The 21516-nt window shown below is 69.1% G+C and carries 20 protein-coding genes; 5 read left to right on the top strand and 15 right to left on the bottom strand.

Features of this window, described 5'->3' with window-relative positions; genetic code table 11:
* Positions 1-19: 19 nt before the first annotated feature.
* The 11 genes from QLH51_RS17175 to QLH51_RS17125 all read right to left on the bottom strand — a co-directional run bounded on the left by QLH51_RS17175 (position 20) and on the right by QLH51_RS17125 (position 11618).
* Complete coding sequence (locus QLH51_RS17175) at positions 20-982, bottom strand: hypothetical protein (protein ID WP_206429257.1); 963 nt, start codon at positions 980-982, stop codon at positions 20-22.
* Positions 979-1746 carry an SDR family oxidoreductase gene (locus QLH51_RS17170; protein WP_125661602.1) on the bottom strand — a complete coding sequence of 256 codons (768 nt, stop codon included), beginning with the start codon at positions 1744-1746 and terminating at the stop codon, positions 979-981. The genes QLH51_RS17175 and QLH51_RS17170 overlap by 4 nt, the downstream gene beginning before the upstream one ends.
* Positions 1747-2454: 708 nt before the next feature.
* Positions 2455-3132 carry an orotidine-5'-phosphate decarboxylase gene (gene pyrF / locus QLH51_RS17165; protein WP_125661605.1) on the bottom strand — a complete coding sequence of 226 codons (678 nt, stop codon included), beginning with the start codon at positions 3130-3132 and terminating at the stop codon, positions 2455-2457.
* Positions 3129-3449 carry a lipopolysaccharide assembly protein LapA domain-containing protein gene (locus QLH51_RS17160; RefSeq protein ID WP_125661608.1) on the bottom strand — a complete coding sequence of 107 codons (321 nt, stop codon included), beginning with the start codon at positions 3447-3449 and terminating at the stop codon, positions 3129-3131. Before QLH51_RS17160 ends, pyrF begins: the two co-directional genes overlap by 4 nt.
* Before the next feature lie 312 nt (positions 3450-3761).
* Complete coding sequence (locus QLH51_RS17155) at positions 3762-6053, bottom strand: patatin-like protein (RefSeq protein WP_125661610.1); 2292 nt, start codon at positions 6051-6053, stop codon at positions 3762-3764.
* Entirely contained in the window at positions 6050-6745 is a 696-nt protein-coding gene (locus QLH51_RS17150) for an endonuclease/exonuclease/phosphatase family protein (RefSeq protein ID WP_125661613.1), read from the bottom strand. Before QLH51_RS17150 ends, QLH51_RS17155 begins: the two co-directional genes overlap by 4 nt.
* A gap of 171 nt (positions 6746-6916) precedes the next feature.
* Positions 6917-8278 carry a sensor histidine kinase gene (locus QLH51_RS17145; protein ID WP_125661616.1) on the bottom strand — a complete coding sequence of 454 codons (1362 nt, stop codon included), beginning with the start codon at positions 8276-8278 and terminating at the stop codon, positions 6917-6919.
* Positions 8275-8994 (bottom strand): response regulator, encoded by a 720-nt coding sequence (locus tag QLH51_RS17140; RefSeq protein WP_125661660.1) that lies wholly within the window; start codon positions 8992-8994, stop codon positions 8275-8277. Before QLH51_RS17140 ends, QLH51_RS17145 begins: the two co-directional genes overlap by 4 nt.
* An 82-nt stretch (positions 8995-9076) precedes the next feature.
* The gene (locus tag QLH51_RS17135) at positions 9077-9526 is read right to left on the bottom strand and encodes an EF-hand domain-containing protein (RefSeq protein WP_125661619.1); all 450 of its coding nucleotides are present in this window, start codon (positions 9524-9526) and stop codon (positions 9077-9079) included.
* Positions 9527-9689: 163 nt separating this feature from the next.
* The gene (locus QLH51_RS17130) at positions 9690-10334 is read right to left on the bottom strand and encodes a glutathione binding-like protein (protein WP_125661622.1); all 645 of its coding nucleotides are present in this window, start codon (positions 10332-10334) and stop codon (positions 9690-9692) included.
* A gap of 60 nt (positions 10335-10394) precedes the next feature.
* Entirely contained in the window at positions 10395-11618 is a 1224-nt protein-coding gene (locus QLH51_RS17125; RefSeq protein ID WP_125661625.1) for an SGNH/GDSL hydrolase family protein, read from the bottom strand.
* A 198-nt stretch (positions 11619-11816) separates the two neighbouring features.
* On the opposite strand from QLH51_RS17125, the gene QLH51_RS17120 reads away from it, so the two are divergent.
* Complete coding sequence (locus QLH51_RS17120) at positions 11817-12731, top strand: PAS domain-containing protein (RefSeq protein WP_125661628.1); 915 nt, start codon at positions 11817-11819, stop codon at positions 12729-12731.
* Between the two features lie 4 nt (positions 12732-12735).
* Here the strand turns inward: QLH51_RS17120 and QLH51_RS17115 are convergent, their stop codons facing one another.
* Both QLH51_RS17115 and QLH51_RS17110 read right to left on the bottom strand, forming a co-directional pair.
* Entirely contained in the window at positions 12736-14376 is a 1641-nt protein-coding gene (locus QLH51_RS17115) for a pilus assembly protein TadG-related protein (protein WP_125661631.1), read from the bottom strand.
* Positions 14377-14379: 3 nt separating this feature from the next.
* Positions 14380-14949 (bottom strand): TadE/TadG family type IV pilus assembly protein, encoded by a 570-nt coding sequence (locus QLH51_RS17110; RefSeq protein WP_125661634.1) that lies wholly within the window; start codon positions 14947-14949, stop codon positions 14380-14382.
* Positions 14950-15261: 312 nt separating this feature from the next.
* On the opposite strand from QLH51_RS17110, the gene QLH51_RS17105 reads away from it, so the two are divergent.
* The 4 genes from QLH51_RS17105 to QLH51_RS17090 are packed head-to-tail and all read left to right on the top strand — an operon-like array spanning position 15262 to position 19210.
* Positions 15262-16185: an SGNH/GDSL hydrolase family protein gene (locus tag QLH51_RS17105; RefSeq protein ID WP_206429259.1), complete on the top strand. Its 924-nt coding sequence runs from the start codon at positions 15262-15264 to the stop codon at positions 16183-16185.
* The gene (locus tag QLH51_RS17100) at positions 16185-17441 is read left to right on the top strand and encodes a GDSL-type esterase/lipase family protein (RefSeq protein ID WP_206429260.1); all 1257 of its coding nucleotides are present in this window, start codon (positions 16185-16187) and stop codon (positions 17439-17441) included. Before QLH51_RS17105 ends, QLH51_RS17100 begins: the two co-directional genes overlap by 1 nt.
* Positions 17442-18848, top strand: a complete 1407-nt coding sequence (locus QLH51_RS17095) for an MBOAT family O-acyltransferase (RefSeq protein ID WP_125661640.1) — start codon at positions 17442-17444, stop codon at positions 18846-18848. It begins immediately after the preceding gene.
* Positions 18849-18862: 14 nt separating this feature from the next.
* Positions 18863-19210, top strand: coding sequence for a hypothetical protein (locus QLH51_RS17090; protein WP_125661643.1), 348 nt, complete (start codon positions 18863-18865; stop codon positions 19208-19210).
* Between the two features lie 348 nt (positions 19211-19558).
* On the opposite strand, the gene QLH51_RS17085 is transcribed toward QLH51_RS17090, so the two are convergent.
* The gene (locus QLH51_RS17085) at positions 19559-20074 is read right to left on the bottom strand and encodes a cell wall hydrolase (RefSeq protein WP_283514646.1); all 516 of its coding nucleotides are present in this window, start codon (positions 20072-20074) and stop codon (positions 19559-19561) included.
* A 414-nt stretch (positions 20075-20488) separates the two neighbouring features.
* Positions 20489-21376, bottom strand: a complete 888-nt coding sequence (locus tag QLH51_RS17080) for a LysR family transcriptional regulator (RefSeq protein ID WP_125661648.1) — start codon at positions 21374-21376, stop codon at positions 20489-20491.
* Positions 21377-21516: the final 140 nt, after the last annotated feature.

The following is a 21516-nucleotide window of genomic DNA, read 5'->3' as shown; positions in this document are numbered from 1 at the left end:
ACGGTACGTTGGTGCCCCCTCAACTCCGCCGGATCAGCGCCCGGGCCAGCCGCCGGTCCTCCAGCGAGTAATACAGCCAGATCGCCCCCTCCACCACGATCACCGACGCGGCGAAGGCGATGTCGGTCGCGCTGCGGTCGTCGACCGGCGGCGGCGTGACCAGCGGTTCGATCCCGCGCGCGACGACCCGCGTATAGCCGGCGTCGAACGCCACCCATCCGATCCGCCAGCGCGCATCGCGCGTCGCGCCGTTGTAGAACATAACCGGCCGGTCGGGCTGATCGGTCAGCAACGGCCCGGTCGACAGGTGCCAGTCGTCCCAGCTCCGCTCGCGCGGCGTGAACGGCGTCGGCTGCTCGGTCCACGGCCCCGCCACGTCCGGCCCGACCGCCAGCCCGATCCGCGACGCCTCGTCGGCGGCATATTCGTAGAACAGCCGCCACCCGCCATCGGGCGTGCGGTCGACCGTCGCCTCCTTGGTATTGCCCTCCGACTTCGACGACGCCAGCGCCACCCCGCTCTTGGTCAGCGCGTCCAGCGCGGGACCGGCGGCATAGGACAACTCGCCATGCGAATGGTCCGCCAGCACGCCGGAATAATAGACGACATAGCCGGCATCGGTCCGCATCACCGTCGGGTCCTCGACCCCGCCGGCGTCGTGATCGCCCGGTCCCGGCACGATCGACGGCGCGTCCAGCATCCGGAAATGCCGCCCGTCGTCGCTCCACCCGGCCCAGATCACGCCGGTATCGGTCAGCGCCTGTCCCGGCGGCACGACCGCGCGGACCATCATCGCGAACCGGCCGTCGCGTTCCTGCCAGACATAGGGGCTCATCAGGTCGCGCGCCATCAGCTCGGGCGGTCCCTCGATCGTCACCTGCTCGATCCGCTTGACGTTGAAATCCAGCGCAAGGGCGTTGTCACCCACCGCGTCCTTGCGATGCGGATCGGCGACCGGCGATGCGGGGTCCGGATGGGTCATGCGCCCAGCGCCTGCATCAGCGACAGCCCGCCATCGATCACGATCCGCGCTCCGGTGATATAGCGCGCCTTGTCCGACGCGAGGAACACCGCCAGGTCCGCGACCTCCGCCGCCTGGCCCGCGCGCCCCAGCGGGATGTTGCGCTCCAGCGTCGCGCGATAGGTCGGATCGGCGCTCGCCTGCGCGTTCATCGGCGTCAGGATCATGCCGGGCTCGATCGCGTTCACCCGGATGCGGCGCGGCGCTTCCTCGATCGCCAGCGTCTCGACCAGATTCGACAGCCCGCCCTTCGCCGCGCAATAGTCCGCACCCCCGGCGCGCACCGCATAGGCGTGGATCGACGAGATATGCAGGATCGCCGCGTCGGCCGCCTGCGTGCCGCGCCCGGTCAGGAACCGGCGCGATGTCAGGAACGCACCGGTCAGGTCGGTGTCGATCAGCCGCCGCCACTGGTCCAGAGTCATGTCGCGCACCGTCACGCCCGACATGTTGAGGCCGGCCGAATTGACCAGCACCGCCGCGGGCCCCCATGCCCGCTCGACCGCGGCAAAGGCGGCATCGACCGACGCCTCGTCGGCGACATCGGCCTTGACCGTCATCGCCTCGCCCCCGGCATGGCGCACCGCCGCCGCACTGGCATCCGCCGCTGCCGTGTCGGCGTGATATCCGATCGCTACCCGGTCACCCTGTGCGCCGAACGCCGCCGCGCACGCCGCACCGATGCCCGATTCGCCGCCGGTCACGAACACTGTCCGCTTGTCCATCATCCCTCCGCCTATGTTGCTCCCGCAACGTCGGGCGGGGGCGTTGGTTCAGGGGAAGAACGGCTTTCCTACAAACGGACGATCGAGCAGGGTGGCGACGAACGGTTGTGCCGGTCAGGTAGCAGCTTCTTTGACAATGTCGGATCGCGAGCGGGCGGGGAGGGGACAGGTCATGCGCGAAAGCGTGGCGAGTGTGACCTTTGTGACCTTTGGAAAGACGTCTGAAGATTATTGTCCGGAAAACAGATGCTTGATCGGTGATCCTGAATACCGACGTCACTCGGCGCAGCGACACGAATTGGCCCAGACCCTCACCCCCACGTCACCCCGGATCGAGCCGAGGCGTCTGGAAGGTCTCGAACCGAGCCAACGCCTCGCCGTACCCCGGCGAAGGCCGGGGTCCAGTTGGAAAGGCTTTTCCGTATCTTGCCAATGCCCCCCAACTTGGGCCCCGGCCTTCGCCGGGGTACGGATTGAGGGCTTTTGCAGAGGTTTCGACCTGATCCGGGGTCCCGCTTCTTCTCTGCTACGGGCGGTAGGAAGCGTCACCCCGGACCAAGTGCGGGGCGACGATCGCAAGGGCACGGGCGCAGGCCAGCGATCCAGCCCCGCCACGGGCAAAGCCCGCGTCGTCGATCGGCGCTTTCCGCGCCGCCGGCCGATAGCGCCCGGTGGGGCTCGGTCGAGCTGCGCTCGACCTTGCGGGCGCTATAAAGTCGCCTCGATCGCCCTGGCCGCCTGATCCGGGTCCGCCGCCTGCGTGATCGGCCGCCCGATCACCAGCACCGACGCGCCCGCGTCCAGCGCTGCGCGCGGAGTCACCACCCGCTTCTGGTCGCCCGCCACCCCGTCCGCCGGCCGCACGCCAGGCACGACGAAGAACCCCTGCGGCCACGCCTTCTTCGCCGCGGCCACCTCGGCGCCCGAACACACCACCCCGTCGATCCCGGCGCTCTTCGCCAGTTCGGTCAGCCGCACCACCTGTTCGTGCGGGTCCGGCGTCAGGCCGATCGACGACAGGTCGTGCGAGTCGAGGCTGGTCAGCATCGTCACCGCGACGACCTTCGTCCCCACCGGTGCCGCCGCCTTGGCATCCTCCAGCATCGCCCGGCCCCCGGCGGCATGGACCGTCAGGATCGCCGGATCGAGCGGCCCCAGCGCCTGGATCGCCTTGGCGACGGTATTGGGAATGTCATGGAACTTCAGGTCGAGGAAGATCGGCAGGCCGAGATCGGCCATCGTCCGCACCCCCGCCCGGCCATTGGCCATGAAGAATTCGAGGCCCAGCTTCAGCCCGCCGACATGCCCGCGCACCGCCTGCGCCAGCGCCTTCGCCCGGTCGAGGTCGGGGGTATCGATCGCGACATAGATGGGGGAGCGGCTCACAGCACGCCTCCCGGCGTCGCCTGTGCCGGGATCGGCGCGGGGTCGGCGGGAAGGCTCGCCGGCGGGTCGCGGTGCAGGTCGGCCAGCGTCCGGTCGGTCGCCACGATCCGCTGCCGCAGCCGCCAGCGTGTCAGGTGCAGCGCGACGAAGGTCGGCAGGAACCCCGCGAGGAAGGTGACCAGCAACAGCAGCGGCAGGTTCACATCGGCATAGAGCGATCCCCACAGCTTCAGCGGCACCATCGTCATGTTGTTCAGCGCAAACGCGACCATGACCCCGACCAGCAGGGCCCAGAACAGGGTTTTCAGGAACTGCATGGGGTGGCGCCTTCGTCGTGGTTCTCGCACCATCCTTACGCCCGTCGGCCGCGAAATTCCAATAGCCGCGGACGGCGCCCGATCGACCCCCATGGCAGCAGCGGAGGCGGTCACTTCCCGCCCCGACCGGCCACCTCTGCGAAAGCCTCTTCCTCGTACCCCCGCGCAGGCGGGGGTCCAGGGGCCAGAGGCGCAAACCGTTGTTACGCGCGGCTCTGGACCCCCGCCTGCGCGGGGGTACGGTAAGATCGGGGGCCTCCCGACTTTCGCAGAGGCCCCCTGTCCGGGCGGCGAGCGATCGGCTCGGGCGCTCTACCCGATCTCCGCGCGCAATTCCGCGAACAGCGGCTGGATCGTCGTCAGCCGGTCCTGCTCCTCGTCGAGGATCGCGCGGAACGCGGCGCGCTTGTGCCTGGTGATCCAGCCGGGGGGCAGGCGGACCTCGAGGGGCAGCGTCGACAGTGCGATGTCGATCATCCGCTCCGCCCCGTGCAGCCGCCCCCACAGATAGTCGTTCTCGCGGTACGGCCGGCTGAAGAACGCCCCGAAATTGTTGAAGCGGATGCCCTTCAGCGTCGCCTCGGCCCCGCCCGCCCGGATCGACGGGGCATCGTCGGGCGCGATCCGGTCGACGCGCACCGGATCGAACTCGTCCAGCCCTTCGCCGCCCAGCAGCGGCAGCGTCGCGATGTCGAAGAACGGAAAGCCGAGATAGGCGAGCAGCAGCGGGCGCCGTATCTCGCGCGGGGCCGCCGCCAGCGCCGCCGACAGCCGCTCGTCGGTCTCGCCGTCGAGGCCGGTCAGGTCCATCGCCTGCGCCATCGCCGCCAGCACCTCGCCCGGATCGGCGCGCTTGTCCTGCGCCAGCGGCCGCACCGCGGCGAACCGGTCCGCCCGCTCGCACGCCAGATAGGGGGTCAGGCTGGCGAAGATCGCCTCGCGCACCGGTGCCAGCGTCGCGGGGTCCCGTTCGGGTTCCATCGCCGACACGGTGCGCACCAGCAGCCGCAGCCGCCGGATGCGAAAGGCGAGGTCGTGGGTGCGCAGGAAATCGATCGCGGCATCCGACGCCCCGTCGCCGTCGAACCGGTCGGCCCCGCGCTCGACGACGCTGGCGGCAAAGCCTTCGCGCAACCGCCGCCACCGCTCGGGCGCGGGATCGTCGGCCAGCGACGCGACCCGCTCCGCCAGCCGGTCGAGCACCTGATCGACCTTGAGCAGCCCGTAGGCGGCATGGCCGTAGCCGGCGCGTTTGGCCGCCTGCACCTGCGCCCGCCGCCGCCATCCCGCCAGCCGCGCGGGCGTCGGCCAGTCGAGGAACAGCGTATAGCCGAACAGCTGCTCGACCTCCGTCTCCACCCCGGCGCGCAGCTTCTCGACGATCGCCAGCATCCGCTCGATCCGTTCCGACCGCCGCTGGATCGCGTCCAGATTGTCGCGGATCGGCTGCTTGCGCGGCAGTTCGGACAGCGCGCCAAGGATCGTCTGGAAGAACCCCGGCGGTCCATCGGCGGCGGTGCCGATGCCGAACTTGTGGTTGGGCGCGGGGTCGAGATAGACGAAGCGCCGGTCGATCTGCCGCCGCGCCGGGCGTTCGCGCAGCGCGTCGATCGCCGGACGGAACGGGGCGTTGGCCAGCACCGACCCGTCGATCAGCGCTGCCTGCTCGACCATGCCCACCGCCGCCTGCCGCGGCAGCACCCGGCGCAGGAACGCCTCGCGCCCCGGCCACGAAGTCCCGCGATCCTTGAGCGCCGCGTCCAGTTCGCCGACCCGGAACGGCGGGAAGGCACCGGGAAAGCTCGACGTCGCCCGCGCCGCGAAGACCAGGTCGGCCGGATCGGCCAGCGGCCCGTCGCCATGATCGGAAAAGCCGATGACGATGCGGTGCTCGGTCTCCACCACCTCCCTCGGCGAATTGAGCCGCAGCAATTCGGGATGGCCGGCAAAGTCGGTGACGGTGACGAACAGGTCGAGCGGCTGGCCCGGCGGCAACAGGCGTGGTCCGACCGGCCCCGCCGCCATCGCCTCGAATGCATTCAGCAGCATGTCGACCATCGCCCGCCCGCCGAACGGCGGCTCGAACCACCGGGCGCGGACGAACCGGTCGAGCTTGGCGCGCAGTTCGTCGCGCGCGGCGATATCGACGCTCGACGCATCCTCTCCCTCCCGGCCCAGCGCCATCCACGCGATCGGCCGCGCCCATGGCCGCGACAGCGCGCTGGAAGGCGCCTGTGCCGGATCGATCAGCGCCTCGATATCCGCGCCCTCCAGCCACAATTCGGTCAGCGGGTCGAGCGACTGGCCGGTCGCCACCGCCTGCGCCAGGAACACGCCGTTGATTCCGCCGGCACTCGCCCCGGCGACGATGTCGGCCAGCACGCGCAGCCGGATGCCGCTCAGGTCGGCGAGTTCGTCCAGCATCGCCTGATACACCCCGGCGCTGCCGGTCAAGGGCGTGCCGGCGTCCTGCACCGCGCGGCTGGCGCGGGCGATGTGCCAGACCTCCTTGACCAGCCCGTGCATGTAGACCGCCAGGCTGATCCCGCCGTAGCAGACAAGGGCAAGGCGCAGTTCGCGTTCGTGCAGCGGCGTCTCGCTCATGCCGGTTCGAGCGTCGCCCAGATCGGCAGATGGTCCGATGCCTTGCGTGCGGCGGCGCTGTGGTGCGTACCGGCATCGACGATGCGCAGCCCGCCCGACACCATGATCCGGTCGAGCCGACCGACCGGATGCCTTGCATGGAAGCTCGGTCCCGTTTCGGCAAAGCTGTGCGTCCGCGCGAAGTCGCGCAGGCACCCCGATCGCGGCGTCCATTCGTTCAGGTCGCCCATCAGCACGCTGGGCAGCGCGGGGCTGCATCCCTCGACCTCGTGGAGGATGGCATGCGCCTGCTTGCGCCGCCACAGCCCAGACAGGTCGAGGTGCATGCCGACCACCCGCAGCGTCACGCCGTTCGTCGCGACGTCTGCCCGCACGGCACCGCGCGGCTCCAGCGCCGGGATCTCGATCCGTCGCTCGGCGGTCACCAGCGCGTCCTTGCGCACCAGCAGCGCGTTGCCATGCCAACCCATCGACTGCGCACGGATCGCGACCGGCACCGCCATCCATGGGCTGTGTTCGTCCAGCATGTGCAGCGGGATCACCCCGGCGCGCTCGCCCAGCCGGCGGTCGCATTCCTGCAGCGCGACGATATCGGCATCGATCTCGCGCAGTACCTCAAGCGTGCGTTCGGGCATGCGGCGGCGATCGGTGCCGATCGCTTTGCGCATATTGTAGCTGGCCACCTTTATCATCGCTCGTCGCTCAACGCCGGGCAGGGCGGTTTCGTTTCGCGGGCGGCTTCCTTCGTCACTCCAGCGACCCAGACGTCACCCCAGCGAAGGCTGGGGTCTCCAGCGGCTCTTGTCCCGTACAACAACCGGGAAATCCCGGCCTTCGCCGGGATGACGTCCAGTGCAAGGCCCTCACCGCAACAACCGGATCGTCGCGTTCAACCCGCCGCCGTCGCGGTTCGCCAGCAGGATTTCGCCCCCGGCATCGCGCACGATCGCCCGCGCCAGCGCGAGGCCCAGCCCGATGCCGCCGGTATCCCGGTTGCGCGACGTCTCCAGCCGGGTGAACGGATCGAACACCACCTCCATCCGGTCGGGCGGGATGCCGGGGCCGCGATCGGCGACGGTGATCGCCACCGCCTGCGGTCCCGTCTCGATCCGCACCTCGGCGCTGCCGCCGCCATATTTGATCGCATTCTCGATCAGGTTGCGCACCGCGCGGCGCATCAGGTTCTGGCGCAGGTGCAGCGGCACGCGCGCCGCCTCGACGAAATCCACGTCATGGCCCAGGTCGCGGAAATCCTCGACCACCGCATCGACCAGTGCGGCCACGTCGACGTCGGTCGCCGCCTCGCTCGGCCGTCCCAGCCGCGCCAGTGACAATATGTCGTCCAGCGTCGCGTTCATCTCGTCGATCGTCTCGGCCATCCGCGCGCGGTCGGTATCGTCCTCGACCGATTCGATCCGGACGCGCAGCGCCGCCAGCGGCGTGCGCAGGTCGTGGCCGATCGCCCCCAGCATCCGGTCCTTCTCGTCGACCATCGCGTTCACCCGCTGCCCGAGGTCGGTAAAGGCGGAGATCAGCAGCCGAACGTCCTGTGGCCCCTGCGGCTCGATCGCGGGCAGCGGTCGCGCCGGGTGGAACGCGCGCGCCGCGCCTGCCAGCCGCCGCAGCGGCTTGGCGATGCGCCGCCCGATCCACAGCACCGGCAACAGCACGATGACATAAAGGATGAAGGTCTGCGCCAGCGACTGCCACAACAGCCCGCGCTCGGCCATCGGCCACGGGGTATGCGACACCAGCCAGCCGCGCCCGGGCAGTTCGACCGCGCTGTCGAGCACCGCGCCCATCCGCCGCAGCCGTTCCGCCCGCCGCTCGCCGACCCCGCGCGCGCGGATCTCCGCCTCGTCGATCGGCCGGATATGTGCCGCGATCCGCCCGACCGGGATACCCGCATCGGTGAAGCCCGAGCGGATCGCGCTCTCGACGTCGGTCTCGGGGTCGCCGCGCATGGTCGGTACGCGGTCGGTCACCAGCCGCACGCCGCGCATCCGGTCGCGGGGGGTCGCCGCCGGCTGTCCGGCCCGCGGCGCGATGCGGCGTTCGGCAGCGTCGATCAGGCGGGTGACGGCGGGCAGGGTGATCTCGGCGAAGCGGAACGCGCGGCGCTCGCGCAGCAACAGGCCGAAGTTCAGCGCCTGCGCGGCGAACAGCGCCACCGCCACCAGCAGCGCGATCTGTCCGGGCAGGCTGGTCGGCCACAGCCGCTTCACAGGCGGGTGACTTCCGTCGCCAGCGTATAGCCGCCGCCCCACACCGTCTTGATGATTTCCGGATTGCGCACGTCGGTCTCGATCTTCTTGCGCAGCCGGCTGACCTGGTTGTCGATCGCCCGGTCGAACGCCGCCGCCTCCCGCCCCTGCGTCAGGTCGAGCAACTGGTCGCGGGTCAGGACCTGCCGCGGCCGCGTCACCAGCGCGTGGAGCAGGTTGTATTCGCCGGTCGACAGCGGCACCGACACGCCCTCGCGGTCGACCAGCGCGCGTTCGCCGGTCTTGAGCACCCATCCGGAAAAGGCGAACGATCCGGCTTCGGGCGCATGCTGCCGCACCGCGCCGCCCGCGGTCCGCCGCAGCACCACCTTTACCCGCGCCGCCAGTTCGCGCGGGGAAAACGGCTTCACGACATAATCGTCGGCGCCCATCTCCAGCCCGACGATGCGGTCGGTCTCCTCGGTCCGCGCGGTCAGCAGGATGACCGGCGTCTCGCTCGTCTCGCGGATATGGCGGCACAGCGACAACCCGTCCTCGCCCGGCATCATGATGTCGAGGATGGCGAGGTCGATCGCATAGGCGTTGAGCCGCGCCCGCGCGCCCTCCGCATCGCCGGCCTGCGTCACGCGGAACCCCTGCCGGGTGAGATACTGGGCAAGCGGTTCGCGGATCGAGCGTTCGTCGTCGACCAGCAGCAAATGGGGGATATCGGCCATGTCGGTCATGCTACGCGGCTCGTTGGGATAAGGGAAATGCCGGACGGCGCTTGCGGGCGCGCCCGCCGTCCGGTCGCCAGGATCACTCGGCCGGTTCGCCGCCGCGCCGCGCCATGCGCTGGTCGCGCCACTCCTTGCGCTCGGCAGCGTCGACGCGGCCGTCGCGGTTCGCGTCCTGGCGGTCGAACGCGCGTGCCGCCACCGCGCGGAACTCGTCGCGCGTGATGACGCCGTCCCTGTCGGCATCGGCGCGTTCCAGCATCCGATCGCCCATCCGGCGACCGGGCATCGGCGTCGCACCGTCGGCGCTCCCGCGCGGGCGCTGCGGCATCGCCGCCCGCTCGGCAGCGCTGATCTTGCCGTCGCGGTCGGTATCGAGCGCGTCGAAGCGCTTGTCGGCGCGGGCCAGCGTCTCTTCGCGGGTCAGCACGCCATCGGCCATCGGTCTGGGTGCCGGCGGCGGGGTCTGGGCGGAAACGACGCCGGGCAGGGCGATGCCGGCGAGGGCGGCGGCGGCGATCGGCGAACGCATGGACGAACCTTTCGGACGTGGGGGCGCACCCCCGGTGGAGAATGCGCCCCTTGTCGCCGTCAAATGTCGCCAGCCTTTGTCGCGCCGCCGCCGTCTTTGTCGCGATTTGTCGCAGGCCGGTCGCCGGCCGGCATCCCGAACGGTACGCCGCGCTGCTCGCCGGTCACCCGCTGGCTGCGTCGCTGACCGCCTTGCCCCTGGCATAGGCGGCGACCGTCGCCGGGCGCGCCGCAATCGCGTCGAACCAGCGCTTCAGGTGCGGGAAGTCCGCCAGCGATTGTCCCTGCGCCTCGTGCGGCACGATCCACGGATAGGCCGCCATGTCGGCGATCGAATAGTCGCCGGCGACGAACGCCCGGTCGGCCAGCCGCTTGTCGAGCACGCCGTACAGCCGCGCCGTTTCCCGGATATAGCGGTCCTGCGCGTACGGAATCTTCTCCGGCGCGAACATGTTGAAATGATGGTTCTGCCCCGCCATCGGGCCGAGGCCGCCCATCTGCCACATCAGCCACTGGATCGCCTCGTACCGGCCGGGCAGGTCGGCCGGCAAGAAACGTCCGGTCTTCTCCGCCAGGTACAGCAGGATCGCGCCCGATTCGAAGATCGACAGCGGCGCGCCGCCGCCCGCCGGCTCGTGATCGACGATCGCCGGCATCCGGTTGTTCGGCGCGATTGCAAGGAATTCGGGGCGGAACTGGTCGCCCTTGCCGATGTTCACCGGGTGGATGGTGTAAGGTAGTCCGGCCTCTTCGAGGAACAGCGTGATCTTGTGGCCATTGGGCGTCGGCCAGTAGTGCAGATCGATCATGGGAAGGCTCCATCGGCGTGAAGCCGCCACATGGGTGCGCCGGCCCCCCGCGCCAAGTCGCTAGCGTGCGAACAGCCGCAGCGGCACGGCCTCCGCCATCGCCCGATACCCCGCCATCGACGGATGGAGATGGTCGCCCGAGTCATAGGCCGGCAGCAACCGGTCGGGCCGCGCCGGGTCGCGGACCACCCGGTCGAAATCGACGATCGCATCGAAATGGCCGGGCATGCGGATCCATGCGTTCACTGCCTGCCGCGCTGCCTCGGCCGCGGCATCGGGATGATAATAGTCGTTGCCGACGAACGGCATCACCGTGCCGCCGATCGCCTTCATCCCCAACGCCCGCGCCCGCGCGACGATCTGTGCATAGCCGGCGATCATCCGGGCGACATGGGCGCGCTGTTCCGCGTCCGTCACCGCCTGCTCCCGGGCGAACCCGCCCAGATCGTTGATCCCCGCCAGCACGATCAGGTAGCGGGCGCCCGGCTGGCTCGCCACGTCGCTGTCGAACCGCGCCAGTGCGTTCGTGCCGTTGCATTCGACCAGCAGGCAGTTGCCGCCGATCCCCTGGTTCAGCACCGCCACGTCGCGCGTGGCGGCATGTCGCAACAGTCGCCGCGCCAACCCGTCGGTCCAGCGCAGATGCGACCCGTCCTTCACGCCGTACCCATCGGTGATCGAGTCCCCCAGCGCCACGATCGCCCGCGCCCGTGGCGCTCCATCGACCTCGACCCCCGCGATCTGGAACCAGCGTTCGACCGGCGCCGCCCCCGCGAATCCCGCATCGCCCAGCCGGTCGCCCGGCGCGATCCAGCTGCGCGTCCGCGCGCCGACATGGCCGGTCTGCTGTTGCGGCAGGACGGCGAAGCGGGTGCTGATCGCCACGTCGTCCAGCGCCCGGACCGCCAGCGGCACCGGATCGGACCAGAAGTCGGCGCCCGGCGGCACCTCGACCTCGGTGGCACCGGCAAAGCGCAGCGTCAGGTCGCTACCCGCCCGGGTCCGCGCACCGGCCGGCCCAACCGCCAGGGCGACATGCGCGCCGGCGATCCGCAGCGGCGTCGTCCCGAAGCGGTTGGAGAAGCGCACGCGGATCGCCCGTCCGCCGATGGTCACCCGTACCACCTGCCGCAGCGTCGCGTTGCGGAACTGCTTCTCGTCCAGCCGCTGTTCCGCGGTCGAACGGACCGGCGCGGTCGCCCATCCCGCGACCCATGGTTCGGCGGCGACTGGCACCGCCGCCGCCGCCAATATCGCCGCAAGCCCGAGCGACCCTGTCCGCATTTCGTGCACTCCTGCCTCCGGTTCGGCGACTCTTGTATAACGTCAAGATTATAACTTGCTGATTTTACTATATTCTTGTTGAACCGTACGAAACCGTACCAATATTGTGCGTGTTGTCATCCATCAGAAGGAGGCCGCCGGTTTTCTGCCGGCAGAGAAGGATAGCGAAAGCAACACGCAACAACGGGGAGTGAAGCCATGGGTAGCCACGACGTCGATTCGACGGGGCGGAACGACACGCAGCATCCTACCGTATCGTCGGCCGATTTCGCGCGAAGGTTCGGCCAGTTGCGCCAGATGCAGGACGATCAGGCGATCTTCGTTACCCATCATGGCCGCGCCACCCATGTCCTGACGACCGTCCGCCACTATACCGACCTTCACGGTTCGGGCAGCAACCGGCGCAGCGACGTTGCGCTGGCACCCAGCTTGCACGACCTTGCCGACTGCCTCACCACCGGCGTCCTGCTCATCGACTACGACCTGAAGGTCCTCGCCGCCAACCGGGTGGCCCATGCCCAGCTCGAACGCGGCGACCACGATCTGCTCGGTAATCACATCTTCACCGCGGTACCGACGCTGCACGGCTCGCTGATCGAAACCTATGTCCAGCGCTCGGTGGCGAGCAAGGAGCCGTATTCGGCGGAAATTCCGTCGCTGTTCCGGCCGGACACTTGGGTGCGGGTCGATATCCATCCGTTCGCGCGCTATGTGACGATCCTGTTCCACGACATCACCGACGACATGAAGCGGCACCGGCTGGCCGATGCGCGCGAATCGCTGCGCGAGGCGATCGGGCTGCACGACGGGGTCGGCTATGTCTGTCTCAGCACCCGCGGACATATCGACCGGGTCGAACCGACCTTCTGCGACATGGTCCGCCTGTCGGAGGACCGGTTGCACCATGTCGCGATGGCCGATCTGGTACCGGTGGCACACCGCGTCCGCTTCCGCGAAACGCTCGACCAGGTGTCGAGCGGCGGCGGCGCGCGGACGATCGACAGCGCGCTCCTGTCGAACGACGGCGCGGCGGTCGAGGTGCGCGTCACCATCGCCGAGCTGCGCAGCGTCTATGGTAACGAAGGTGCCATCGTCCTGCTGACACGGAAATAGCACGTCACGCCACCAGCACCGGCGTCCCGCATCGCACGCCATCGACGCGGACGTCCGCCTGGCCCAGATGCACCCCGGCCAGCGCCGTCACCTGATTGACGATCAGGTCGAGCGCGGGTGCCGCCGCGCTCAGCGTGTTGCCGAGCGTCGAGGTCAGCAGCCCGGCAGAAAGGCCGAGACCGAGGACGTTGGCGCGAATGTCGATGTTGCGCAACACGCTGCTGGCGAGGGCGGCGGCGATGTCGTTGGTCACGACCGATTTGACGACATTGGCGTTGATGTCCGCCGCCGAAAAGCTGACGCGTTGCGCGCTCGTCCCGCCCAGCAGGACGTTGGCATAGCCAGTCAGCGACACCAGCGGCAGCGTCACCATTTTGGCCGGGCGCAGCGGCATCGCCTGCTGGAAATTGCCGAGCATCGCGGGGTCGAGATCCGCGATCGCCGCGCGCCCGATCGACGGGGTGACGTCGAGCGCCACCGTGGCGTTGGCCGGCCCGCCGCGGCACGCGATCCCCGTCAGCCGTGCCTCCGCCTCGGCCAGCTCGACATAGATCGGCACGCGCACCGACCCGAGGTTCAGGGGTGCGTTGACCAGCGCGATATCTATCCACAACCGCGTCTGCGCGCTGCGCACGACGGCCTGCCCCGCCTCGCCGATCGACAGCCACGGGCTGTGCGCCGGCCGTTCGCCGATCTGGAGCCACAGCCGGGTATGGCCGATGCCCGGTATGCCGAGGTCGATATCGCTCTGTACCTGCCGCGTGCCGTTCCCGATCTGCAACGCTTCGCGCAGGATCGCATAGGCATCGGCCTGCACCGGCCGGGTCGGATCGGCGACGCTGCGGCTGCCCAGCGAACCCAGGTCGATGATCGAGTTTAGCCGCACGGTGCGATTGGGCAGGCGGGTGGCGAGCGTGCGCAGCACCTGTGCGGTGGCGCTGTTGCCGGTCGATCCCGCCATCGCGGTGACGAGGCGGGGCAGGGCGATGTCGCTTGCCAGCACTTCCTCGAACGTCGCCGCCTGCACGCCGGCGCCGGTCCGCAGCAGTTCGGACGTCTTGAGCAGGTCGACCTGTCCCGACGCGAGCGCGTTATAGTCCATCACCGACAACGACAATTCGCTGCCCGCCAGCTGCGACAGCAGGGCGCCGGGCAACCCGCCCTGCACCGATGCCAGCCGCGTCCCGATCGAAAAACCCGCCAGGTCGATGCGCGCGGCGGTGGCCTTTGCGTTCAGCGTCACTTCCTGTCGCCCGAACACCTGCGCGAAGATCGGCTTGATCCTGCTTTCCAGCGCGACCCGCGCGGCGTTGCCCGGGCCGGCATTGGCGGTGAAGCGCGCATCGGCGGACAGGTTCGGGTCACGGACGAACCGCCCGGGCGTCATCGTGACCAGCCGGGTGCCATTGTCCGCCGACAGCGACACCGCTGCCTGCGCACGTACGGTGGCGTTGTCCAGATCGGCCGCCGCGGCGAGCGCCGCCGCATCGGCCGCACCCTGCAATCGCCGTTTTTCCAGGTAGAGCGTCGCGGTGTCGACGCCCAGCACCGCGGTGCCGGTCATCATCGCCAGCCCCCCGGCGACGATCATCGCGACATTGCCGTCGCGCCGCCGGATCAGCCTGCGGATCGCTGCGTGGACCATGGCTCAGAACCCCTGCAGCACGACACTGGCCTGACGCCGGATCGTCGTCGTCGCAGCGGGCATGATCGGCAGCTTGAGCAGCGGGTTCGCCGACCCGTCATAGGTCACGTTGACCGTCAGCTTGCGGCCGTCGTCATCGATCCGCAGCGCGACGTCGCTTTCGCTGATGCTATAGCTGCGCGCCAGCGTCGTCCGCGCGGCGCTGCTGGCCAGCGCGGCCCGCTCGGGCGCGGTGATCCCGGCCAGTGCGGCACGCGCGCCCTCGTTCGCGCTTTCCTGCAGGACATGCGACATGGCCAGCCAGCTGCCGCCGCTGACGATCCCGAACAGGAAGATCGCAAGAATCGGCAGCGTCAGCGCCAGTTCGATGACGGCGGTCCCGCGCCGGTCCCGGACCCGCGCGGCAACTGCCGGGTTGCGGAATTTCCGCAACGTTCGCAGCGGGGTAGCCGCCTTGCCGACCCTGGCGTGCCGATCATGCCCTGCCGGGCGAACCTGCACCGTGATCGCCTTTCGGCGAATGTCCTCGTCGACCATGCGTCCGTCCTCCTGCTGCGATGATAGCGCCGACATGCTGACCGCCGGGTTGCGGCGCTGCCTTATGTTCCTCCCATAAAATACAGCATCGACAACATGTTACCGGCTGCAAACCCCGCATATTGTTGCGGGTTTTCGGATTGCTCCGGGCATCGGTCGTGCGACCCGTCACACCGGCGGCGCGGTGCGGCGTATGGCGGCGGCGGCCATCTTGCCGAGCATCGTGCGAACAGCTACCCGCACGGCAGACCCGCTGTGGGGCGGGTCGGTCCAGATGTGAACGGGTATCGACACGTGACGGCTGCCAATAGAGCGACGGAATCCAGGCTGCTGTGGCTGGGGGACCGGATGGCGGTCCTGGTCCTCGGGCTGATCGCCGGTTTCGTCGTCGGCCTGTCGTTCGTCGGCGACGGCCGAGTCGCGCTCCCCGATGCGACGGGGCCGGCGCCGGTGACCTCGCCCGTGCCGCCGGTGGCGCCCGGCGCATCGTCGACCGGTACCGACGTTCCCGGGGCGCCACCGGCGGTCGCCGCACGCACCGTCGACGGCCCGATCGATTCACAGGTGCTCGCCCGCGTCCGGCGCGACGGCATCCTGCGGGTCGGTGTTTTCGGCGACAGCTTTGGCAACGGCATCTGGGATGCGCTCTATCGCCAGTTGCCCAGGGACGACGGGTTCGAGGTGCTGAAGTTCGCCAAGGAAGCGACCGGCTTCACCCGCTACCGCGTGCTCGACCTCGAAAAGCGGGCGCGCGAACAGTTGGCCGCGCAGCCGGTCGATGCGGTGGTCATCAGCTTCGGCGCCAACGATGCGCAGGCGGTGTTCGCCGACGGCCATCTCCACCCGCTGATGAGCGACGGGTGGAAGCAGGTGATCGGCGACCGCATCGACAGCTATGTGCAGGCGCTGCGCGCGACCGGTGCCGTCGTCTACTGGGTCGGTCTGCCGGTGATGCGCGATCCCGGGCTGGATGCCGACATGCAGGCGATGGACGCATTCTACCAACAGCATATGCGCCAGCTGGGCGTGCCGTTCCTCGATTCCCGTCCGCTGACGCTGGATGCGGAAGGCAAGTACAACGCCTATCTCCCCGACCTGAAGACCGGCAAGCCGATGCTGATGCGCACCGGTGACGGGCTGCACATGATCGGCGTGGGATACCAGCGGCTGACCAGCCGCGTCGCCGCCGACCTGCGCCGCTATGCCGACCGCGCGCGGCGCGAATCCGGGCGGCCTGCACCGGTCCCGACGCCGACCGCGGAGGCGCGCTGATGTCGGCGCTGTTCGCCATCGCCCTGGCCCAGGCGGCGGCCGGGCAGCCCTGTATCGGCGGGCTGTGCGATGCCGAACGGCTGCGCCCGTTCCTCGAGAAGCTGTCGAGCGCGCGCAGCGCCCCCGAACCGGTCCGCATCCTCCAGATCGGCGACAGCCACACCGCGGGCGACCAGATCACCGGCAGCTGGCGCGCGGCGTTGCAGGCACGCTACGGCCGTGCCGGGCGCGGCGCGCTGCCCCCCGGACGCCCCTATGCCGGTTACCTGACACGTGACATTACCGCCGGCCAGTCGATGGGCTGGTCCGTCAACGGCATTTTCGGCGCGGCCTATAACTCCGCCAGCAACGTCCGGCTGGGGTTGAGCGGCTACAGCCTGACCAGTGCGCAGTCGGGTGCGACGGTGACCCTCAGTGCCGACAACGGCCGGAATTTCGATCGGCTGACCGTCTGCGCGCTGAGCGGACCGGGGCAGGGCACGCTGCAACTCAGCCTCGGCGCGGCGGTCGTCGAATGGTCGCTGGCCGGGGCGGAGCCGGGCAGCCGGTGCCGCACGATGGACGGCAATGGCGAGGAAGCGACGATCGCATCGGCGACCGTCGTCGGAGGGCCGGTGACGATCACGTCGTGGAGCACCGAACGGCGGATGGGCGGCGGGGTGATCCTGTCGAACCTCGGCACCGTCGGTGCGCAGTTCATGCATTTCGCCCGGACCGACGACCGCGTGGTCGCGACCGAGCTCGCCGCCTATCGCCCCGACCTGATCGTCGTGGCGTTCGGCACCAACGAGGCGTTCCGCCCCGGCTTTTCGGCCAGCGCGTACGAAGCGACGCTGCGATCCGACCTGACCCGGCTCAGGCGGCTGGCGCCGGGCGTGCCGATGCTGCTGGTCGGCGCGCCCGATAGCGGGACGAAGCAGCCGGGCCTGCAAAGCGGCGAGAGCGGCACCAGCATGGCGTGCTCCGGATCGGCCGAATGGCGTCCGACCGCGGCACTGGCGTCGGTGCAGGCGATCCAGCGGCGACAGGCCCGGGCGTTCAACATCGCCTATTGGGACTGGGCACAGCGGATGGGCGGCCGCTGCGTCGCCGATGGCTGGACGCAGGGATCGACCCCACTGATGCGCGGCGACCACGTCCATTTCACCAGCCGCGGCGGCGCGGAGATCGCGCGACTGTTGCAGGGCGATCTCGACGCGGCGATGACGCAGTTGCCGCGTGCAGGCACACCCGCCGCCCCGACCGCGGACCGGTAGATGCTGTTCCCCACGCTCAGCTTCGGGCTGTTCTTCCTCGTCGTCTATTGCGTCACCTGGTCACTCGGCCGGTCGAACGAATGGCGCAAGATCGCGCTGCTGCTGGCCAGCTGGTTCTTCTACGGCGCGTGGGATGCGCGGTTCGTGGCGCTGCTGTTCGTATCGGCGTTGGTCAACTGGGCGCTGGCGCAGGCGATCGTACGCAGCGACGACGATCGTCGGGGGCGGTTGCTCGTCACGCTCGGCGTGGTCGCCAATCTGGTCGTGCTCGGCTATTTCAAATATGCCGGTTTCTTCCTCGAACAGCTGGCCGCGCTGCTAACCCCACTCGGGTTCGGGCGCGACCTGCCGCTGTTGCAGGTGGTGTTGCCGGTCGGCGTGTCGTTCTTCACCTTCCAGGCGATCTCGTACCTCGTCGACGTACACCGCCGGCGCATACCGGCGGCGAACCTGCTCGACCTGACGCTGCTGATGTCGTTCTTCCCGCATCTGGTCGCCGGACCGATCGTGCGCGGTGCCGACCTGCTGCCGCAGTTCCGCCGCGTGCCGACGATCGACCGGGGCGTAGTGGCGGCGGCGCTGCTTCTGATCCTGTGGGGGCTGTTCAAGAAGGCGGTGATCGCGTCGCAGCTGGCCGGCGCGCTGGTCGATCCGGCGTTCTTCGATCCGGCCAACCGGTCAAGCTTCGACCTGCTGCTGGGCGCATACGGCTATGCGGTGCAGATCTACTGTGACTTCTCGGCCTATTCCGACATGGCGATCGGGCTGGCGGCGCTGCTCGGCTACACCTTTCCACGCAATTTCGATCAGCCCTACCGCGCCGCCTCGCTCCAGGATTTCTGGCGGCGCTGGCATATCAGCCTGTCGAGCTGGCTGCGCGACTATCTCTACATTCCGCTGGGCGGCAGCCGGAAGGGGCCGGTGCGGACGTACCTCAACCTGTTCCTGACGATGCTGCTGGGCGGGTTGTGGCATGGTGCCAGCTGGAGCTTCGTGATCTGGGGCGCGCTGCATGGCGGCTGGCTGGCGATCGAGCGGTTCTGGGCACGGCATCGCCCGGCGGGGTTGCCGCGTGCGCCGCGCTGGATGGGGATCGTCCTGACGTTCCATATCGTCGTGCTGGGCTGGATATTCTTCCGCGCACAGGGCGAGGGGGAGGCGTTCGCCTATCTGGCGCAGCTGTTCGCCGGGGACTGGCGCAACACGCTGGTCACGCCGCTCTCGCTGGCGCTGGTCGTGCTGGGGCTGGCGATCCATGCGGTGCCGGTCGGCATCCTGCAGGCGACCGCCGCCCGCGTCCGTCATCATGCCGCGCCGGTCATCGGCCTGTCGCTCGGTGCGCTGATCCTGATCGTCGACGCGATGCGGCCCGAAGGGGTCGCGCCGTTCATCTACTACCAGTTCTGAAGAGGGAGGGGCGCGTGACCACCGGAGCGGATCAGGGCGAGATCGCCGAAGTCGGGTCGCCGGTGCTGGTGGCGGCCGACCCGATCGACAGCGTCGCCCCATGGCGCTGGATGACCACGGTGATCGCGGTCGCGACGCTGTTTCTCGGCGTTTTCAACGCGCATGCGATCGCCGCGTGGTTCGATGAACTGCCGCCGTCACCCTATACCGAGCCGCTGCGCGCCCCGATCGCGGCATGGGCGGCGACGACCGCGCGGCTTGGGTTCGACACGCCGCGCGCTGCTGTTCGGACGCGGTGGGAAAAGGCGCAGGCCGCGCGGTTCGGGAGCGAACAGCCGGGCGCGGACGGTAGCGCGCAGTAGGTCTGCCTGCCTTCAGTCTTACGCTTCTTCCGTTTGCTCAACCGTTTGATCCATAACTCCAGCGAAGGCTGCGGTCTCCATCGGCTCCTGCTGCGTGCTGTCACTGGCAGATCACGCCCTTCGCCGGGATGACGCCCGTTTCAATAGGGATGGATCAAACTCCAGCGGCGGTTTGAACCTGTCGAGAAGCGTCCGTCACGAAGGCGTTCTCGACGGACGCTTCTCGACAAGCCCTGAGCTGCTCGAACCGAACGGAGAGGCAAGGGGAGCTGGGCCACAAACGGCAACGCCCGCGCGAGACGGGCTCGGCGCGGGTGTTGTGGCAGGTCCTGCCGGAGCAGGGACCGATCAGCGGTAGAAGGTGTGGTCGGCGATCTGCGCGACGCGGGTGCGCTTCGGGAACGAGGCACCGGCCGAGTGGAAGAACAGCGCGCCCGGCGCGACGTCCTCGCCCTTGCCGCTGAGCGTGCGCTTGGCGATGTCGACCGCAGTGCTCCAGCGACCGTTGTTGCGCGGCGGATTGTACGCATCGACGTTGAAGAACTGGCCGCGCTGCTTGACGACGCCGCAGGCGCTGTCGGCGAAGCGGCCGCTCTTCATGCGGGCGCGGATGACCTGCGCCACGGCCATCTGGCCCTTGTGCGGCTGGTTGCCGGCTTCGTGGACGACGACCTTGGCGACGCATTCCACTTCGGCCTTGTCGAGATCGGCCAGTTCGGCGCTCGCTTCGTCGGTGGCGACGTCGGCGGTCTCGGTCGGGATCGACTGCACGACCGGAGCGGGCGCAGCGAAGGTAACGGGAGCAGGCGTGGCAGCTACTGATGCCGGTTGCTGCACAACCGGGAGTTCGGGGTCCGTGTTCATCGCGACATGGGCGCTAGCTACGCCACTTGCCGCCGTCAGGCTCCACAACACCAATACGGACCAGCGCTTGTTCATTCCCACTCACTGCTAATGCGCAAGGGTGCCCGCCATCGGCCGCAGAAACGCGGACAAAAAGAAGCGGCCGTCGGGATCCCCCACGTCTCACCGTCCGATCCCCGCTTCTGAAAAGGGCGGGTCATCGGACCGGTTGAAATTCTGCGACGTCCCTTCGGGCCGGGGCGGCAACCTGTCAACGCGGACACCGTTCATCGGCGACGAACCGTTCGTGGCATCCGATCAATCCACGCCCGAAACGATAAAAGGACGGAACGTAAATGCGCCGAAACCATATTCCTGTCGCGGCATTGTCGCGAATCGCCGATAGAATCAGCGCGTCGGTACTGTACGGAACGACTATCCGGCCCCGCTGCGATACTTGGCGAACTGTTCCAGCAGCCATCGGCGGAACGCCTGCATCGCCGATCCCGGCACGCGCGATTTCAGCCGGGTGAGCCAATATCCATCGGCTCCCGCAGCGATCGGGAACGGTTGCAACAGCCGCCCGCCATCGATCTCGCGCGCGAACATCGCGGGTGGTGCCAGCGCAACGCCTTCGCCCAGCATCGCCGCCTGCACCATCACCAGTGACGAATCGAACAGCGGTCCGCGCACGGCTGCCCCCTCCACGCCCGCCGCCGCGAACCATGCCGGCCAGTCCTGCGCGCGATAGGAGCGCAACAGCGGCAACCGCAGCAGGTCGGCAGGCACGTGCAACCTGCGTGCAAGCATCGGTGAACATAACGGCGTCAGTGGCGCGGGACAGATCGCATCGGACTCTACGCCGTGCCACGCCCCGTCGCCGAAGCGGATCGCGTAATCGAGACCCTCGGCGGCGAGGTCGACCTTGTTGTTGTTGGTCAACAGCCGCAGGTCGATGCCGGGGCAGGCCATGCGGAACGCCGGCAGGCGTTCGAGCAGCGCGCCGACCGCGAAGGTGCCGACGGCGCTGACCGTCAGCACCTCCTGCACCCCGCCGCCCGCAAAGCGGTCGAACAGCCGGTCGATCGTGCCGAACGATTCGATCAGCGTCGGTGCCAGCGCCAGCCCTTCGTCGGTCAGGTGCAGCCCGCGGTTGGACCGGCGGAACAGCGTCACGCCCAGCCGCGCCTCCAGCGCCTTGATCTGGTGGCTGACCGCCGCCTGCGTAACGCACAGTTCGTCGGCGGCACGGGTGAACGACAGATGGCGCGCCGACGCCTCGAACGCGCGAAGGGCATTGAGCGGAACCGGGGTGCGCGTCATCGATGCCCAGATTTCCTAAGAGCCCAACCGGAAATTAGGTTGAGCGATTTCAGCCAGTTGTGATTCACCGAGGGTTGCGAAGACCACGGGGATCATATGGGCTGGACCGAAACCGCTCGCCGCGAGCATGACAGAAGAAG

Origin of the sequence: Sphingomonas sp. 2R-10, from assembly GCF_030062225.1 — a bacterium.
Taxonomy (GTDB): Bacteria; Pseudomonadota; Alphaproteobacteria; order Sphingomonadales; family Sphingomonadaceae; genus Sphingomonas.
The sequence above is the reverse complement of the archived record's forward strand: the minus strand, read 5'-3'. Positions and strand labels throughout refer to the sequence as shown.

What these genes read in the sequence shown, in the direction of transcription:
- QLH51_RS17175 (WP_206429257.1), bottom strand. Translation starts at nt 982, where the DNA reads ATGACCCATCCGGACCCCGCATCGCCGGTCGCCGATCCGCATCGCAAG.
- QLH51_RS17170 (WP_125661602.1), bottom strand. Translation starts at nt 1,746, where the DNA reads ATGGACAAGCGGACAGTGTTCGTGACCGGCGGCGAATCGGGCATCGGT.
- QLH51_RS17160 (WP_125661608.1), bottom strand. Translation starts at nt 3,449, where the DNA reads ATGCAGTTCCTGAAAACCCTGTTCTGGGCCCTGCTGGTCGGGGTCATG.
- QLH51_RS17155 (WP_125661610.1), bottom strand. Translation starts at nt 6,053, where the DNA reads ATGAGCGAGACGCCGCTGCACGAACGCGAACTGCGCCTTGCCCTTGTC.
- QLH51_RS17150 (WP_125661613.1), bottom strand. Translation starts at nt 6,745, where the DNA reads ATGATAAAGGTGGCCAGCTACAATATGCGCAAAGCGATCGGCACCGAT.
- QLH51_RS17140 (WP_125661660.1), bottom strand. Translation starts at nt 8,994, where the DNA reads ATGGCCGATATCCCCCATTTGCTGCTGGTCGACGACGAACGCTCGATC.
- QLH51_RS17135 (WP_125661619.1), bottom strand. Translation starts at nt 9,526, where the DNA reads ATGCGTTCGCCGATCGCCGCCGCCGCCCTCGCCGGCATCGCCCTGCCC.
- QLH51_RS17130 (WP_125661622.1), bottom strand. Translation starts at nt 10,334, where the DNA reads ATGATCGATCTGCACTACTGGCCGACGCCCAATGGCCACAAGATCACG.
- QLH51_RS17125 (WP_125661625.1), bottom strand. Translation starts at nt 11,618, where the DNA reads ATGCGGACAGGGTCGCTCGGGCTTGCGGCGATATTGGCGGCGGCGGCG.
- QLH51_RS17120 (WP_125661628.1), top strand. Translation starts at nt 11,817, where the DNA reads ATGGGTAGCCACGACGTCGATTCGACGGGGCGGAACGACACGCAGCAT.
- QLH51_RS17115 (WP_125661631.1), bottom strand. Translation starts at nt 14,376, where the DNA reads ATGGTCCACGCAGCGATCCGCAGGCTGATCCGGCGGCGCGACGGCAAT.
- QLH51_RS17110 (WP_125661634.1), bottom strand. Translation starts at nt 14,949, where the DNA reads ATGTCGGCGCTATCATCGCAGCAGGAGGACGGACGCATGGTCGACGAG.
- QLH51_RS17105 (WP_206429259.1), top strand. Translation starts at nt 15,262, where the DNA reads ATGGCGGTCCTGGTCCTCGGGCTGATCGCCGGTTTCGTCGTCGGCCTG.
- QLH51_RS17100 (WP_206429260.1), top strand. Translation starts at nt 16,185, where the DNA reads ATGTCGGCGCTGTTCGCCATCGCCCTGGCCCAGGCGGCGGCCGGGCAG.
- QLH51_RS17095 (WP_125661640.1), top strand. Translation starts at nt 17,442, where the DNA reads ATGCTGTTCCCCACGCTCAGCTTCGGGCTGTTCTTCCTCGTCGTCTAT.
- QLH51_RS17085 (WP_283514646.1), bottom strand. Translation starts at nt 20,074, where the DNA reads ATGAACACGGACCCCGAACTCCCGGTTGTGCAGCAACCGGCATCAGTA.
- QLH51_RS17080 (WP_125661648.1), bottom strand. Translation starts at nt 21,376, where the DNA reads ATGACGCGCACCCCGGTTCCGCTCAATGCCCTTCGCGCGTTCGAGGCG.